The following is a 14,855-nucleotide window of genomic DNA, read 5'->3' as shown; positions in this document are numbered from 1 at the left end:
GTACGGAACGGCCCATATGCCGGACGCCCTGAGCGGCGGCCGCAGGGAGTGCCACGAGTACTCCCTGCGGCGGGCGTCCCGCGGGTTGGTCAGCCGACCTGCTCGAACTCCGGGTCGCGGCGCTCGGTGAGCTGCGGGTTGCGGCGCTTGAGGAACGCCCAGCCGATGCCGAGGGCGACGGCCCAGCCGGCAGCGACGTACAGGCAGACCCGGGCGTCCTTGTCGTAGGCGATCATGCAGGTCACGCCGATGAGGAAGAGGAGCGCGACCCAGCTGAAGAGCGCTCCGCCGGGGGCGGGGAAGGACGAGGCGCGCAGCCGGCCCGCGTCGACCGCGGCGCGGTAGCGGATGTGGCTGACGAGGATCATCATCCAGGTCCAGATGCCGGCCGCGGTGGCGACGGAGGTGACGTAGAGGAACGCCTTCTCCGGGACGACGTAGTTCAGGACGACACCGATGCCCATGAGCGCCACGGAGACGGTGATGCCGACGGCGGGCGTCTTGCGGGCGTTGAGCTTGCCGAACGCCTGCGGGGCCTCGCTGTTGGCGGCCAGGTCGCGCAGCATGCGGCCGGTGGAGTACATGCCCGAGTTGCAGGACGACAGGGCCGCGGTGAGCACGACGAAGTTGACGATGCCGGCGGCGAGCGGGATGCCGATCTTGCCGAAGGCGTGCACGAAGGGGCTCTCGCCGGCGGAGAACTCGGTCCACTTGACGACGGAGAGGATCACCAGCAGCGCGCCGACGTAGAAGACGATGATGCGCCAGGGCAGGGTGTTGATGGCCTTGGGCAGGGTCTTCTCGGGGCTCTCGGACTCGCCCGCGGTGACACCGACGAGCTCGACGGCGAGGTAGGCGAACATGACGCCCTGGAGCGTCATCAGGCTGGAGCCGATGCCGTTCGGGAAGAAGCCGTCGTGCGACCAGAGGTTGGAGACGGCGGCGGTGTCACCGGCGTCGGAGAAGCCGAGGGTGAGCACGCCGAGACCGATGACGATCATGCCGATGATGGCCGTGACCTTGATCATCGAGAACCAGAACTCGACCTCGCCGAAGATCTTGACGGAGATCAGGTTGACGCCGAAGAGCACCACCAGGAACACCAGGGCGCTGACCCACTGCGGGATCTCGGGGAACCAGAAGTGGATGTAGATCGCGGCGGCCGTGAGTTCGGCCATGCCGGTGACCACCCACATGAGCCAGTACGTCCAGCCCGTGACGTACCCGAAGAACGGGCCGAGGAACTCGCGGGCGTACTCGGCGAAGGAGCCGGAGACCGGACGGTAGAGCAGCAGCTCGCCCAGGGCTCGCATGATGAAGAAGATGATCACGCCCGCGAGGGCGTACATGAGGATGATGCTGGGCCCGGCCTTGGCGATGTTCGCCCCGGCTCCCATGAACAGGCCGACGCCGATGGCGCCGCCGATCGCGATCATCTGGACCTGACGGCTGCCGAGTCCGCGCTCGTAGCCCTCTTCAGGTGCCTTCTCCGTGTCGACCTGCGCAGAGGTCATGTGTGGTGCGCCTTTCTCCATGCCGACCCGGGCCTCTCGTCGGCCTCGGATCGGGTTTCGATCCCCCCGGAATGATGGAGCTGAGCGGGCCCGCGAGCCCGCTCGTGCCTGGCCGGCGGTTGCCGGCTCGGTGGCGCACCCGGCTGAACATTCGGGTGGTGTTCTGCCGGGCGGTCGTGAAGATTTATCACGCCCGAAACACTGATCACGAGGGCACGATGTGGCGCACCACACAGGGAAAAGCAGACAAAACGCACCCGAAGTGGCCATAGAAGGCGGGTGCGGTGACGCGATCGTTATCCGGATTTGAGTGTCCTCTGAGCGAACACAGTTCGGTCACCCGCCGGTCACAGGACCTGCACCGATCAGGGCATAAGGGTTCCGACCAGCGTTTCCTGGAGTCCGCCCAGCCAGAGGTAGGCCATCACCATCGGCTTGCGCGGGTCGTCGTCCGGAAGGCGGTAGAGGAGGTCGGTGTCCTCGTCGTCGGTGATCTCCAGCCGGGAGCCGATCGCGAGCCGCAGGTCGTTCAGGGCCCCGAGCCACTGCTGGGACTCCGCCGGCGACAGCTTCAGCACCGCGCCGCCCTCACCGGCGGAGGCCGAGGAGAGCGCGTCGAGGGAGCGGATCACGGCGAGGGCGCTGTCGCGCTTGCCGGCCCGCAGGTCGTTCTCGGTGTAGCGGCGGAACTCCGCCGAGAGCGCCCGCTGCTCCTCGGCGTCCCGCGGCGAGGCGGGCTGCTCGGGGTCGCTGTAGGCGTCCGGGAAGAGCCGCCTGAGCACCGGATCGCCGGGGGGCTCGCTCGGCCCCTCGGCGAACAGCTCGGCGAGCGGGTCGTCGGAGGCGTCCTCGGCGGGGCCGGGGCCGATGAGCTCCAGGAGCTGGACGGCCAGCGACCGGATGATGGAGATCTCGACGTCGTCGAGGGCGACGGCCGCGCCGCCGCCGGGGAGCGGTTCGAAGGTTCCGGGCATGAACGCCTTTTCGCTGCTGGGCGGGATGCTGGCTACTTGCGGTCCTGCTGGAGGGTGGCCCACAGGCCGTAGCCGTGCATGGCCTGCACGTCGCGCTCCATCTCCTCGCGGCTGCCGCTGGAGACGACCGCCCGGCCCTTGTGGTGGACGTCGAGCATGAGCTTGGTGGCCTTGTCCTTGGAGTAGCCGAAGTACGTCTGGAAGACGTACGTCACGTAGCTCATGAGGTTGACCGGGTCGTTGTGGACGATCGTGACCCACGGGACGTCCGGCTCGGGAACGGCGAAGACCTCCTCCGCCGACTCGGTGCGTTCGATCTCCAGGGGCGCGGGTGACGTCACACTGCCCATGCTGCCACCCGAGGGGGGTAGTCGCACAAACGGGCCTGGCCGCAAGGCGATCGCGTGCCCGAGGACTGCAATCGTCAGATTGACGAAATGGGGGTACGCTCCCTTCCATGAACACAGCGGACCTTGGGCTGCCGGTGGACGTCCCCTCGACGGCGCTCTTCACGGACCAGTACGAGCTGACGATGCTGCGGGCCGCCCTCGAGGCGGGCACCGCCGAGCGGCGGAGCGTGTTCGAGGTCTTCACCCGGCGGCTGCCGGAGGGGCGCCGCTACGGCGTCGTGGGAGGCACCGGCCGGGTGCTGGACGCGGTGGAGAACTTCCGCTTCGACACGGGCGTGCTGACTTTCCTGCGCGAGCGGGGGATCGTCGACGAAGAGACCCTGCGGTGGCTCTCCGGCTACCGGTTCAGCGGCGACATCTGGGGTTACCCCGAGGGCGAGGTGTACTTCCCGGGCTCGCCGATCATGCGGGTCGAGGGCACCTTCGCCGAGTGCGTCCTGCTGGAGACGGTGATCCTGTCGATCCTCAACCACGACTCGGCGATCGCGGCTGCCGCCTCGCGCATGTCGGCGGCCGCGGGTGACCGGCCGCTGATCGAGATGGGTGCCCGGCGCACCCACGAGCTGGCGGCGGTGGCGGCCTCCCGGGCCGCGTACGTCGGCGGCTTCGCGACCACCTCCGACCTGGCGGCCGGCTTCCGCTACGGCATCCCCACCGTCGGCACCTCCGCGCACGCCTTCACCCTGCTGCACGACAGCGAGCGGGACGCCTTCCAGGCCCAGGTGCACACGCTGGGCCGCGGCACCACGCTGCTGGTGGACACCTATGACGTCGCCGAGGCGGTCCGCACGGCCGTCGAGGTCGCCGGGACCGAGCTGGGCGCGGTGCGGATCGACTCCGGCGACCTGCTGCTGGTCGCCCACCGGGTGCGGCAGCAGCTGGACGAGCTGGGCGCGAGGGACACGAAGATCGTCGTGACCTCGGACCTGGACGAGTACGCGATCGCCTCGCTGGCCGCGGCGCCGGTGGACGCGTACGGCGTCGGCACGCAGCTGGTGACCGGCTCCGGCCACCCCACCTCCTCGATGGTCTACAAGCTGGTCGCGCGGGCCGAGTCGTCCGACCCGAAGGCGCCGCTGGTGCCGGTGGCGAAGAAGTCCACCGGCGGCAAGACGTCGGTCGGCGGACGCAAGTGGGCCGCGCGGCGGCTGGACTCCCACGGGGTCGCCGAGGCCGAGGTGATCGGCACCGGGCCGGTACCGGGCGGGCTCGCGGACCGGCAGCTCCTGGTCGAGCTGGTCAAGGGGGGCGAGGTGGTGGCGCGTGAGCCCCTGGACACGGCGCGCGAGCGCCACACGAGGGCGCGCGCGGGGCTGCCGATGTCGGCCACGCAGCTCTCGCGCGGGGAGCCCGTCCTGCCCACGGAGTACCTGCACGACAGCTCGGGTAGCTAAAGGCGGTGTGCCGATGCGCCGAGCCGAGACCCCTCCCGACCGCTCCGCTTTGTCAATAGGCTCGGTGGTTCACCGGCCGGGCTTGCCGACCTCATAGACCTCAGAGCCGAAGGACACCGACCATGCGCCGCGCCTTGATCGTCGTCGATGTGCAGAACGACTTCTGCGAGGGGGGCAGCCTCGCGGTGTCCGGCGGTGCCGACGTGGCCGCCGCCGTCACGGAACTGATCGGGCAGGCCGCCGGGTCCGGCTACCAGCACGTCGTGGCCACCCGCGACCACCACATCGCCCCCGGCGGCCACTTCTCCGCCAACCCGGACTACGCCCGCTCCTGGCCCGCGCACTGCGTCGCCGGCACGGAGGGCGTCGGCTTCCACCCCAACTTCGCCCCCGCGGTCGCCTCCGGCTCGATCGACGCCGTGTTCGACAAGGGGGCGTACTCGGCGGCGTACAGCGGCTTCGAGGGCACCGACGAGAACGGCACGCCCCTGGCCGACTGGCTGCGCTCCCGCGAGGTCACCGAGGTCGACGTGGTCGGCATCGCCACGGACCACTGCGTACGGGCCACGGCCCTGGACGCCGCCCGCGAGGGCTTCCGAACGCACGTCCTGCTGGACCTGACGGCCGGAGTGGCCCAGGAGAGCACCGAGCGGGCCCTGGAGGAGCTGCGCGAGGCGGGTGTGGAGCTGTCGGGCAAGCCGGTCGTGCAGTAGTCCGGCGGCCCGGCCCCCGGTGGGTCAGGTGTGGGCCGGCGGGCGCCGCAGGAGGGCTCTGATCGGGCGCCACAGCTCCTGGACCAGGTCGGGGCCGGACGCGACACCGTTGTCGGGGGCCGTGCGCCATATGAGGCCGTCCGGGTGGTGCAGGACCGCGGTGATCTCGTCGGGGGTCGGCGGAGCGGCGTTGCCGCGCAGGTAGACCGATCGCAGACCGAGGTTGCGGAGCCTGGTCAGGGCCCGGGCGCGGTTCACGGAGTGAACAAGGACACGGACGGCGCCGGGGCCGTCGACGGCGGGGCTGGGCAGGTTCAGTGCCACCACCACGGTGCCGTTCGGCAGCTTGCAGAAGCCTCCTGCGGCCATGCGCTCATCCCCCCGTGTCGGTCGGTGTCAATAAGAGAGCCACAGGACGCACCTAAACACGGATCGGCGGTGACCCGCCAGTGGGTCACCGCCGATCATGTTCTGACCTGCAAGAACGCGGATTACTTACCCGCGGCGCCAACCTCCAGCTCGATCGTCGAGCCGTCCTTGGCTTCCTTGAGGATCTTGATCTTCGTGTTGGTGTCAGTGATCTTGACACCCGCGGTCGGGTTCGACTCGTCGTAGTAGTCGTTCTTCCGGTCGTTGAAGACCGAGACGCCCTTCGAGCCCGGGATGTACTTCGCCACGTCCGCCTTGTGCAGCGTCATGCCGTCGGTGCGGTAGAGGCTGAACGGCGAGTCGTAGGCCTGGACGCGGTTGCGCATCAGCGTGCCGTCGGCCCACTTCAGCTGGTCCGGGTGCGAGTCGATCGGCAGGACCAGACCGGTGCCCTTGTGCTGGCTGGTGTTGTTGTCCGCCTGGGAGGTGTCCCACTTCCAGATCAGCAGGCCGTTCTGGTACGCGTAGTGCTCCACCCAGTCCGGGCGCGCCGTGAAGCCGAAGTTGTACGGGCCGACCTTCAGCGTCTTGTCGTACGAGACGTACTGCCGGTTCTCGGCGATGTAGTACTGCGCGTAGTCCTTGGTGAAGGACGCGCCGATGCGGGAGAAGCCGTTGGCCTTCCACGCGGCGTCCGCGCTCTCGGCGTTGTCGGAGAAGACCGGCGTGCCGTCGGCGGTCACCGTGATCGAGTCGGCCGCGAAGCCCTTCTGGGCCACACCGCCGTCGGTCTGGTAGCGGAAGCGCAGGTCGATCTTCTTGCCGGCGTAGGCGTCGAGCGAGAAGGCGAGCTTCTTGTAGCCGTCGACCGTGCCGGTCAGGACCGGCTTGTCGCTGCCGTCGCGCGGGATCGGCTGGCCGTCCACCGTGCCGTCGAGAGCGGTCCAGTTGGCGCCGCCGTCGGTCGAGACCTCGGTGTAGAGGTAGTCGTAGTTGGCCTCGATGTCGTACCAGCCGTCGAGGGCCAGCTGCGCCTTGGACTTGCCGGTGAGGTCGACCGAACGCGTCAGCGTGTTCTTGAGGTTGTCACCGCTGCCGCTCCACCACTGGGTCTTGCCCTCGGCGGGGGCGACGATCTCGGTGGTGACCGCCTTCTTGGGCAGGTCGACGACCAGGGCCTGCTTGTGCTTGGTGTTGTACTCGGCCACGCCCAGCTTGTGCCAGGAGTTGACGCCGGCCTTGGCCTTGTCGTAGTTCAGCCAGCCGAGCTGCAGCTTGTCCCAGGCGGTCATGTCGCCGGGCAGGTCGCCGATCTCGTTCTTGCCGGTGCCGAGCCAGGAACCGGACGACATCAGCGTCCAGAAACCGGTGGAGTTCTCGCCGCCCGAGGTGTCGTAGTGGTCCGGCAGACCGAGGTCGTGGCCGTACTCGTGGGCGTAGACGCCGAGTCCGCCGTTCTCCGGCTGGACGGTGTAGTCGCCGACCCAGATGCCGGTGTCGCCGATCTTCGCGCCGCCGAGCTTGTTGTTCTCGGGGCCGGTGGCGCCGGCGTCGGTGCCGAAGGCGTACCAGCGGTGGGCCCAGATCGCGTCGGTGGCCTGGGCGCCGCCGCCCGCGGACTCGTCCTCGCCCGCGTGCACGATCTGGAAGTGGTCGATGTAGCCGTCGGGCTCGTTGAAGTCGCCGTCGCCGTCGAAGTCGTAACGGTCCCACTCGTCGAACCGGGCGACGTCCGCCTTGATCTGGGCGTCGGTGCGGCCCGCGGCCTTCTGCTGGGCGACCCAGGCGTTCAGACCGTCACTGACGACGTTCCACACGCTGGGGCAGTTGGTGTCACCGCAGGCGTTGTTGCCGTAACGAGCCTCGTTGTAGGGGACCTTGACCCAGTCGGAGACCTCACCGTCGACGGAGTAGCGGCCCGAGGACTGCTTCTCGTAGTAGGTCTTGACCGAGTCGACGCCCTTGCCGTGACCGAAGTACAGGTCCTGGAAGTACTCCTGGTCGTAGTCGGCCCTCCACGCCGTGGAGTTGTCCTTCTTGCGGTCGGGCTTGGGTATCGCGTTGTGCAGCGGGCCCGCGGTGCCGCCGTAGCGGCTGTCGACCTTGTCCCCGAACTCGACCAGGATCGTGAAGATCTTGTCGGTCTTCTCGCGGCCGAGCTCGACGTACTTGTCGTCGCCCTTCTTGCCCTTGAGCTGGACGACCTTCGAACCCTCGCGGTTCTTGACCTTGTTCTTGCCCGATATGACCTGCTTCAGGGCCTCCTGGCGCTGAGCGTCCTGCGTCTTGCTCAGCGGGCCTTCGAGGTCGTGCTCGTCGTGGTGACGATCCGCCGGGTCGTGCCGGTCCACGGTGGTGGACCGGGGGGCCGAGGCGTCGTCGGCCACCGCGTACGTGGAGGCGGTGGCGGTGGCCGCCGCGAGCGCCACGCTTATGGCGGCCGCTCTGAACGTCCAGGGTCTACTGGTCACTTGAGATCCTCCCCCGCGTTCGGGCGCGCGGCAGGCAGGGTCCCGGTCATGGAAATCCGCGCGCGCGTGATCAACGCGTGTAGTCAAGTGACGACATTTGACTAGAGGTTTAGAAGAAAAGACAGACCTTGACTTGGACAGGTCAAGTGCACTATGCGGAGGCAACGTTCGTTTTACGGACAACCAAACGGTTGTCCCGCGACCCTCCCCACCGGCCGTGCGGCACCGTCCCGTCGGCCGTGCCGGGCCGCCCCACCGGCCGTGTGGGCGCGTGCACCTGTCCACTGGATGGACATCATGACTCCGTGCGCCCCCTGTGCACCGCCCTTGTTGATTAGGTCACGCTTACCGCCGGTTCCGGTCGGGCACCCTGCCCGAGAGAATGTCGTTCGGCAAAACGCCCGGAAGCCGGCGGAATGCCAGGCCGACACCCCCGTGGACCCCCACTTTCGAGGACATGATGGCCATGCCCCGTCCGACCGCCGCACAGCTCGCCTACGGCTCATGCACCGTGATCTTCTCGACCCTCGCCATGCTGCTGCTGTCCCAGACGAGTTCGGGTGCGGGGATCGCCATCATCGCCCTCGCGGCACTCGCCCTGGGGCTGCTGGTCGCCATGACCGTGCCACTGCCCGGGAAGCGCCCGGCCGCGGTGGAACAGCCCGCGCCCCCCGAGCCGCTCCGGGCCTCGGTCCCTTCACAGGCCCCGGAGCCGGTCCGCGAACGGGCGGCCTCCTGACCGCCCGCTGACCCTTCTTCACCGACTGCGGTTCGCCGGCTCCCTCATCTGGTGCTGACCACGACCGTCTTGGCCGCCTTGTCGTGCAGGCCCTGCTTGTAGGGCCGGTCGAAGTAGCTCCAGCCGCCCGAGATCGCGGTCCAGAAGCAGAAGCAGCAGAAGGCGAACGGGATCCACAGCACCGCGGCCCGCAGCAGCGCCATCTGCACGGAGGGCGTCGCACCGTTGTCCAGGTTGGCCACGCGCATGCGCAGCAGCTGCTTGCCGAGGGTCTGGCCGTTCCGCGCGGTCATGACGGTGTCGTAGGCGATGTAGAGGACGGCGGCGACGGCCGCCTGCCAGAGCGACTTGCCGACCTCGATGCGGTTGCTGTCCACGTCGTACTCGTCGACGTTCAGGGCCCAGGTGAGCAGCCAGACGACGGCACCCACCAGGATCATGTCGATGATGCGCGCGAGCGTGCGCAGGACGCTGTCGCCGAGCGGGGGCATGCCGGCGAGGGGGTCGGTGGGATAGGGGCCGCCGCCGTAAGGGCCACCGCCGGGGGGAACGCCACCACCAGGGGGACCGCCGCCGGGGGGACCTCCGCCGAAGCCGCCGCCCGGGCCGTCGGCAGGACCGCCGGGACCGCCCGGGCCGCCGCCCCCGTAGGGCGGGGGTTCGCTGCCGTAGGGGGGTCCCGTGCCCTCGCCCGGAGGCTCGTTCGGGGGGCGCTTCCTGAACGGGTCGTCTTCCGGCGGTTCCTGACCGGGGCCGGGGGGCGGTTCACTGCTCATGGCCCGAGTCGACCGCGAACCCCCGGGCTCCGCATCCGGCGGACGGCTGTCCGAGGGAGCCTCAGCCCGCCACGAACGTGTGCGCCGCCTTGTCGTGCCAGCACTGGCGCCAGGGCCGGTCGAAGAGGCACCAGGCGACGCCGACGATCCCGACGACGAGGAGCCCGGGCACGCTGTAGACCAGCCAGCGGCGCAGGGCCGCGCCGAACTCCGGGGAGTCGTGGGCCTCGATGTCCCGCACTTCCAGGCCCATCAGCTTCTTGCCGAGCGTGCGGCCCCACTTGGCGGTCGGCAGCACCTCGCACAGGACACCGGCGAGCAGCAGGACGGCCAGGATGATGCCGAGGTGGACGGAGGTGGTGCCGTCGAGCAGCCAGACCGTGACGGTCTCGCCGGAGAGCTTGGCCGCGTCGATCTTCTCGTTGACGTGGTCGATCGCCGCGGTGCCGAGCGGTACGGCGGCCGTGGCGGTGAGGGCCGCGAGCACGACGGTGTCCAGCAGCCGGGCGGCCAGGCGCTTGCCGAGCCCGGCGGGGCGTGCCTCCGCCTGGCGCCGGGCGGCCGCCTGGAACACGTCCTCGACGGGCGGTTTCCAGGGCGCGACGGGCTGCTCGTCCCCGCCGGCGGCTCCGGCCAGCCGGTGCACCTGCTGCGCCCAGGAGGACTGGCCCCCGCCCGGGCCCGGGCTGAGCGGGGTGCCGGACGGGGAGGCGGCGGTACCGGGCCGGGCGGTGCCGGGTCCGCCGGACTGCGGAGGGACGGTGGGTGCCGCCTGGGGTCCGGACAGTGCGGCCGGGGCGGCCCCGGAGGCCGGTGCGCCGGCGCTCCCGGCCCCTGCCTGAGCGGTGGTGGCCCGGGCGGCGGCCGCCTTGCCGGCGCCGAAACCGGGCCCCGCGGAACCGCTCCCCGGACCGGTCGGCCCGGCCTGCGGGCCGAACGTGGGTCCCGACGGGCTCCCGCCGGAGTCCGCCGAACCGGGCCGGCCTCCGAAGGCCGGCGCCGCACCGCCCGAGCCGGGCGGCCCGAAGCCACCGCCGGACGCCCCGCCCTGCGCGCCGAACCCGGACGCCGCCGAGCCGCTGCCCGATCCGCCCGCACCCGCCGGTCCGAAACCCGGAGCCGGAGAACTGCCCCCGGAGCCACCGGCACCGCCCTGCGCGCCGGCCGCGGCCGCGCCACGGTCCCCGGCCCCCGGTCCCCCGGCCGGTTCCGCACCGCCGGCCGGGCCCGTACGCGGGGACACCGCGCGGAACGTCATCGTGCCGTCGTCGGGCGCGTCGGCCGGCGCCCCTCCCCCGGACTTCCCCGTCGGGCGGCGGAACACGAACGTGCTGCCCCTCGCCGCGGCGTTCGCCTCCCGGTCGGCCGGGGAGGCGTCCGTCGTGCCGGTGCGCGCGGACTCCCCGTCGGGTCGCTGGCCGGTGTGCGGCAGCCTCGGGTCGGCGCCCTGGGCGCCCTGCGGGGCCGCGGCCTGTGCACCCTGCGGCGCGCCCCACGAGACACGGCGGTCCTGGCCGCCGCCGAAGCCGGACTGGCGGGAACGGTCGGCGCCCCAGGCCGAGGCCGGTTCGGGACGGCTGCCGTGCTGGGCGTCGGCGGCGGACGGCTCCTCGACCGGGTCCTCGTCGAAGAAGTGCGGGCCGGTCTCCTCGACCGGGGCGGGCTGCGCCGCACCCGCTCCGGGCGGCGGCGCGAGCGACTCGCCCTCCCCGGGCGCCGGACGGCTGGTGCCCGGCACCCAGGAGGCACCGTTCCAGTACCGGACATATCCAGGAATGGAAGGGTCCGGGTAATACCCTTCGCGGGGCCTGTCGTCACCGGGGGCCGGGGTTGGGGCGCTCATGTCCGTCGTCCCGTATCTGCTCGGGGGTCAAATGGGGGCCTCCACATCTATCAGACCCGCGCAAGCCACACCGCCGCTCCCACCGGACCCGACCCTTTCGAGCACCGATGTGCTACGCACCGCACCGCCGCCGCGGATCCCCCTGCGGGAAAACTCCCGGCAAGTCGCGTAATGCCGCGGCCGTGGCCCGCTCTCTCCTCCTGACCGGCCCGCAACGGGCAGCCGTCAGGAGAAGGGAAGACCGCCATGCACACCGTCGTGGAGCGGGAACTGGAGCTGAAGCTCGTCCTGTCGCCCGCACGCAGGGTCCCGGTGCCCGCCCGGCTCGGGTACCTCACCGACGACCCCTACGCCGTCCACGTCACCTTCCACATCGACACCCAGCACCCGGTGTACTGGACGTTCGCCCGGGACCTGCTGGTGGAAGGCGTCTTCCGGCCCTGCGGGCAGGGGGACGTGCGGGTGTGGCCGACGAAGACGGAAGGGCGCGGCGTCGTGCTGATGGCGCTGAGTTCACCCGACGGGGACGCCCTGCTGGAGGCTCCGGCGGCGGCGGTGTCGGCCTGGCTGGAGCGCACGCTGCGGGTGGTCCCGCCGGGGACGGAGGGCGAGCAGCTGGGGCTGGACGACGAGCTGGCCCAGTTGCTCGCCCAGTGAGGGCGGGGGCTTCAGAAGAGCTTGCCCGGGTTCAGGATGTTCAGCGGGTCGAAGGCCTGTTTGACGGCCCGTTGCATCTCCATGCCCACGGGGCCGATCTCGCGCGCCAGCCACTCCTTCTTCAGGACGCCGACGCCGTGCTCGCCGGTGATGGTGCCGCCGAGTTCCAGGCCGAGGGCCATGATTTCGTCGAAGGACTCGCGGGCGCGCCGGGACTCGTCGGGGTCCGCCGGGTCGAAGCAGACCGTCGGGTGGGTGTTGCCGTCGCCCGCATGGGCGACGACGCCGATGGTGAGCTGGTACTTCCCGGCGATCCGGTCCACCCCTTCGAGCATGGCGCCGAGCCGGGAGCGTGGCACGCACACGTCGTCGATCATCGTCACGCCCTTGACCGCCTCCAGCGCGGTGAGCGACAACCGCCGGGCCTGGAGCAGCAGTTCGGACTCGGCCACGTCGTCGGCGGGCACGACCTGGGTGGCGCCGGCCGCCTCGCACAGGGCACCGACGGCGGCGAGGTCGGCGGCCGGGGCGGTGGTGTCGAACGCGGCCAGCAGCAGGGCCTCGGTGCTCTCGGGGAGGCCCATCTGCGCCATCGCGTTGACGGCCTTGACCGTCGTACGGTCCATGAGTTCGAGGAGTGACGGGACGTGGCCGCCCTCCATGATGCGGCAGACGGCGTCGCAGGCCGCCGCGGCGGAGGCGAACTCGGCGGCCAGCACCAGCTGCTCGGGCGGCTTGGGGCGCAGCCCGAGGACGGCCCGTACGACGACGCCGAGCGAGCCCTCCGAGCCGACGAACAGCCGGGTCAGGTCGTAACCGGCGACGCCCTTGGCGGTGCGGCGGCCGGTGGACATGAGGCGGCCGTCGGCGAGGACGACGTCGAGGCCGAGGACGTACTCGGCGGTCACGCCGTACTTGACGCAGCACAGGCCGCCGGAGGCCGTGCCGATGTTGCCGCCGATCGTGCACATCTCCCAGCTGGAGGGGTCCGGCGGATAGTAGAGGCCGTGTGCGCCGACGGCCCGGGACAGGGCGGCGTTGATCACGCCCGGTTCGACGACGGCGACGCGGTCGACCGGGTTGATCTCCAGGATCCGGTCCATCTTCGTCAGGGAGAGCACGATGCAGCCGTCGGAGGCGTTGGCGGCGCCGGACAGTCCGGTGCGGGCGCCCTGCGGGACGACGGGGACACGCAGGGCGGTGGCGGTGCGCATCACGTGCTGGACCTGCTCGGTCGTGCGGGGCAGCACGACCACGGCCGGGGTGCCGGCCGGGCAGAAGCTCGCCATGTCGTTGGCGTAGGAGGCCGTGACGTCGGGGTCGGTGAGGACCGCTTCGGCCGGGAGGCCGCTGAGCAGCAGGTCCACGAGGTCGCCGGTCGCTGCGGTGTCCTCGGAGCTGGGCGCTTCGATACGGCTCATGATCAAAGGTTCGCACCCGGGGCCATCGGTGTGAACCCCGTCGGCGGCACCCTTCGGCTGCCCGGGTGGGGTCGTCGTACTGACGCACAGTGAGGCCCATGGAGAACCAGCAGGAGGGCCCGGTGGGGCCGGAGAGCGGCTGGAAGCGCCGCGTGCGCTCGCGGCCGGTGCTGATCGCTTCCGTCGCCGGGTGTGCCGTACTGGGCGGGGTGCTGGTGCTGGTGCCGCGGGAGCGGCCGGCCGGACCCGCCGCGCCGTCTCCGGGGGCGCCGGCCATGGCGGCGCTCGACAGCGGAGTGCCGGCCGCGCTGCCCGACCTGGCGGAGCTGGTCGACGAGCGGGCCGGGGCCGTGCGCGAGCGGCCCGGGGACGCGGCGTCCTGGGCGGTGCTCGGGACGGCCTATGCGGAGCAGGGGCGGCGCCTCGCGGACCCGGCGTACTACCCGCGTGCCGAGAAGGCGCTGCGGACGTCGCTGAGGGTGCGGCCGCAGCGCAACACCCGTGCCCTGGCGGGTCTTGCCGCGCTGTCGCTCGCCCGCGGGGACTTTCCGGCCGCGCGCCGGTGGGGTGAGGCGGCGCTGGAGCTGGAGCCGCGGCGGTGGGCGACGTATCCGCTGCTCATCGACGCGTACACCGGGCTCGGGGACCAGAAGGCGGCCAAGCGGACGCTGGACCGGCTGACCGGGGTGCGCTCCGGCCCCGCCGTGCTGGCGCGGGCGGCCGCCGTCTACCGGGACCGGGGCTGGCGGGAGGACGCGGCGGCCTCGCTGGCGGACGCGGTGGCGGGCGCGCGGGCTCCCGCCGAGCGGGCCGCCTATCTGGAGCAGGCGGGTCAACTGGCGTTCGAACGAGGGGATCCCGGCGTCGCGCTGCGGCACTTCCGGGAGGCGGTCCGCCTCGACGCCGACCAGCGGGCCGCGCAGGCCGGGCAGGGCCGTGCCCTGGCCGCCCTCGGCCGGCCGACGGAGGCACTGAACGCCTACCGGGCGGCCCTCGCCCGGCAGCCGTGTCCGCGGTACGCCCTGGAACTCGGCGAGTTGTACGAGTCGCTGCGCATGCCGGACGCGGCCCGGGTGCAGTACGACCTGCTGCGGGAGCGGGTGCGGGGCGCTGCCGCGGGCGGGGCCGACGAGGAGCTGGTGCTGGGGCGGTTCGAGGCCGACCACGGCGATCCGGGGGCGGCGGTACGGCGTCTGCGGGCGGAGTGGAGGCGCCGGCCCGCGACGGAGGTCGCCGACGCACTGGGGTGGGCGCTGCACCGTGCCGGGCAGTCCCGGGAGGGCCTGCGGTTCGCGCTGGTGGCGACTGATCCCCTGCGCGGGGGCGGGATGAAGGACGCGGTGGCCATGTACCACCGGGGCGTGATCGAGCGTGAGCTGGGGCGCGACGGCGCGGCCCGCCGGCGCCTCACGGAGGCACTTCGGATCAACCCGCACTTCTCCCCGCTGGGGGTACCCGCGGCGCGGGCGGCACTGAAGGCGCTGGGCGAACCACCGGACGGAGGAGTGCCACAGATGGACGGCGGGGCGGGATAGCCGGGCTCGGCCGGCTCACACCGCCACGGCCTCGCCGCC

At 71.6% G+C, this 14,855-nt stretch carries 13 protein-coding genes; 5 read left to right on the top strand and 8 right to left on the bottom strand.

All coding sequences use genetic code 11. The annotated features are described in order from the left end of the window. Positions 1 to 89 precede the first annotated feature (89 nt). The 3 genes from AB0937_RS26970 to clpS form a co-directional block, all read right to left on the bottom strand. Positions 90 to 1,514, bottom strand: a complete 1,425-nt coding sequence (locus AB0937_RS26970; RefSeq protein ID WP_366714898.1) for an amino acid permease — start codon at positions 1,512 to 1,514, stop codon at positions 90 to 92. A 365-nt stretch (positions 1,515 to 1,879) separates the two neighbouring features. Beyond that, positions 1,880 to 2,488, bottom strand: coding sequence for a DUF2017 domain-containing protein (locus AB0937_RS26965; RefSeq protein WP_366714896.1), 609 nt, complete (start codon positions 2,486 to 2,488; stop codon positions 1,880 to 1,882). Between the two features lie 32 nt (positions 2,489 to 2,520). Then, positions 2,521 to 2,838: an ATP-dependent Clp protease adapter ClpS gene (clpS, locus tag AB0937_RS26960; RefSeq protein ID WP_010039975.1), complete on the bottom strand. Its 318-nt coding sequence runs from the start codon at positions 2,836 to 2,838 to the stop codon at positions 2,521 to 2,523. 107 nt (positions 2,839 to 2,945) lie between these two features. Between clpS and AB0937_RS26955 the strand changes: the two genes are divergently transcribed. Further along, a complete protein-coding gene (locus AB0937_RS26955; RefSeq protein WP_366714894.1) occupies positions 2,946 to 4,292 on the top strand; it encodes a nicotinate phosphoribosyltransferase in 1,347 nt (448 codons plus the stop codon). A gap of 122 nt (positions 4,293 to 4,414) precedes the next feature. Next, entirely contained in the window at positions 4,415 to 5,005 is a 591-nt protein-coding gene (locus AB0937_RS26950; protein ID WP_366714892.1) for a nicotinamidase, read from the top strand. 24 nt (positions 5,006 to 5,029) lie between these two features. On the opposite strand, the gene AB0937_RS26945 is transcribed toward AB0937_RS26950, so the two are convergent. Both AB0937_RS26945 and AB0937_RS26940 read right to left on the bottom strand, forming a co-directional pair. Further along, positions 5,030 to 5,374 carry a hypothetical protein gene (locus AB0937_RS26945; protein ID WP_366714890.1) on the bottom strand — a complete coding sequence of 115 codons (345 nt, stop codon included), beginning with the start codon at positions 5,372 to 5,374 and terminating at the stop codon, positions 5,030 to 5,032. 122 nt (positions 5,375 to 5,496) lie between these two features. Further along, positions 5,497 to 7,845: an immune inhibitor A domain-containing protein gene (locus AB0937_RS26940; protein WP_366714888.1), complete on the bottom strand. Its 2,349-nt coding sequence runs from the start codon at positions 7,843 to 7,845 to the stop codon at positions 5,497 to 5,499. Positions 7,846 to 8,311: 466 nt separating this feature from the next. Here AB0937_RS26940 and AB0937_RS26935 point away from each other — a divergent pair, with 466 nt between their 5' ends. Then, the gene (locus AB0937_RS26935; RefSeq protein ID WP_366714886.1) at positions 8,312 to 8,584 is read left to right on the top strand and encodes a hypothetical protein; all 273 of its coding nucleotides are present in this window, start codon (positions 8,312 to 8,314) and stop codon (positions 8,582 to 8,584) included. Between the two features lie 44 nt (positions 8,585 to 8,628). Here AB0937_RS26935 and AB0937_RS26930 read toward each other — a convergent pair whose 3' ends face one another. Continuing rightward, positions 8,629 to 9,360, bottom strand: a complete 732-nt coding sequence (locus AB0937_RS26930) for an RDD family protein (RefSeq protein ID WP_366714884.1) — start codon at positions 9,358 to 9,360, stop codon at positions 8,629 to 8,631. Positions 9,361 to 9,421: 61 nt separating this feature from the next. Further along, on the bottom strand, positions 9,422 to 11,203 hold the full coding sequence (locus AB0937_RS26925) for an RDD family protein (RefSeq protein WP_366714882.1): 1,782 nt from the start codon (positions 11,201 to 11,203) through the stop codon (positions 9,422 to 9,424). A 246-nt stretch (positions 11,204 to 11,449) separates the two neighbouring features. Between AB0937_RS26925 and AB0937_RS26920 the strand changes: the two genes are divergently transcribed. Next, entirely contained in the window at positions 11,450 to 11,860 is a 411-nt protein-coding gene (locus AB0937_RS26920) for an SsgA family sporulation/cell division regulator (protein ID WP_366714880.1), read from the top strand. Between the two features lie 11 nt (positions 11,861 to 11,871). Here the strand turns inward: AB0937_RS26920 and AB0937_RS26915 are convergent, their stop codons facing one another. Next, the gene (locus AB0937_RS26915) at positions 11,872 to 13,287 is read right to left on the bottom strand and encodes an FAD-linked oxidase C-terminal domain-containing protein (RefSeq protein ID WP_366714878.1); all 1,416 of its coding nucleotides are present in this window, start codon (positions 13,285 to 13,287) and stop codon (positions 11,872 to 11,874) included. 92 nt (positions 13,288 to 13,379) lie between these two features. Here AB0937_RS26915 and AB0937_RS26910 point away from each other — a divergent pair, with 92 nt between their 5' ends. After that, positions 13,380 to 14,816: a tetratricopeptide repeat protein gene (locus tag AB0937_RS26910; protein WP_366714876.1), complete on the top strand. Its 1,437-nt coding sequence runs from the start codon at positions 13,380 to 13,382 to the stop codon at positions 14,814 to 14,816. The last annotated feature ends 39 nt before the right edge of the window (positions 14,817 to 14,855 follow it).

This window comes from Streptomyces sp. NPDC047880 (assembly GCF_040706515.1).
Classification (GTDB): domain Bacteria; phylum Actinomycetota; class Actinomycetes; order Streptomycetales; family Streptomycetaceae; genus Streptomyces.
The sequence above is the reverse complement of the archived record's forward strand: the minus strand, read 5'-3'. Positions and strand labels throughout refer to the sequence as shown.

What these genes read in the sequence shown, in the direction of transcription:
- AB0937_RS26970 (WP_366714898.1), bottom strand. Translation starts at nt 1,514, where the DNA reads ATGACCTCTGCGCAGGTCGACACGGAGAAGGCACCTGAAGAGGGCTAC.
- AB0937_RS26965 (WP_366714896.1), bottom strand. Translation starts at nt 2,488, where the DNA reads ATGCCCGGAACCTTCGAACCGCTCCCCGGCGGCGGCGCGGCCGTCGCC.
- clpS (WP_010039975.1), bottom strand. Translation starts at nt 2,838, where the DNA reads ATGGGCAGTGTGACGTCACCCGCGCCCCTGGAGATCGAACGCACCGAG.
- AB0937_RS26955 (WP_366714894.1), top strand. Translation starts at nt 2,946, where the DNA reads ATGAACACAGCGGACCTTGGGCTGCCGGTGGACGTCCCCTCGACGGCG.
- AB0937_RS26950 (WP_366714892.1), top strand. Translation starts at nt 4,415, where the DNA reads ATGCGCCGCGCCTTGATCGTCGTCGATGTGCAGAACGACTTCTGCGAG.
- AB0937_RS26945 (WP_366714890.1), bottom strand. Translation starts at nt 5,374, where the DNA reads ATGGCCGCAGGAGGCTTCTGCAAGCTGCCGAACGGCACCGTGGTGGTG.
- AB0937_RS26935 (WP_366714886.1), top strand. Translation starts at nt 8,312, where the DNA reads ATGCCCCGTCCGACCGCCGCACAGCTCGCCTACGGCTCATGCACCGTG.
- AB0937_RS26930 (WP_366714884.1), bottom strand. Translation starts at nt 9,360, where the DNA reads ATGAGCAGTGAACCGCCCCCCGGCCCCGGTCAGGAACCGCCGGAAGAC.
- AB0937_RS26925 (WP_366714882.1), bottom strand. Translation starts at nt 11,203, where the DNA reads ATGAGCGCCCCAACCCCGGCCCCCGGTGACGACAGGCCCCGCGAAGGG.
- AB0937_RS26920 (WP_366714880.1), top strand. Translation starts at nt 11,450, where the DNA reads ATGCACACCGTCGTGGAGCGGGAACTGGAGCTGAAGCTCGTCCTGTCG.
- AB0937_RS26910 (WP_366714876.1), top strand. Translation starts at nt 13,380, where the DNA reads ATGGAGAACCAGCAGGAGGGCCCGGTGGGGCCGGAGAGCGGCTGGAAG.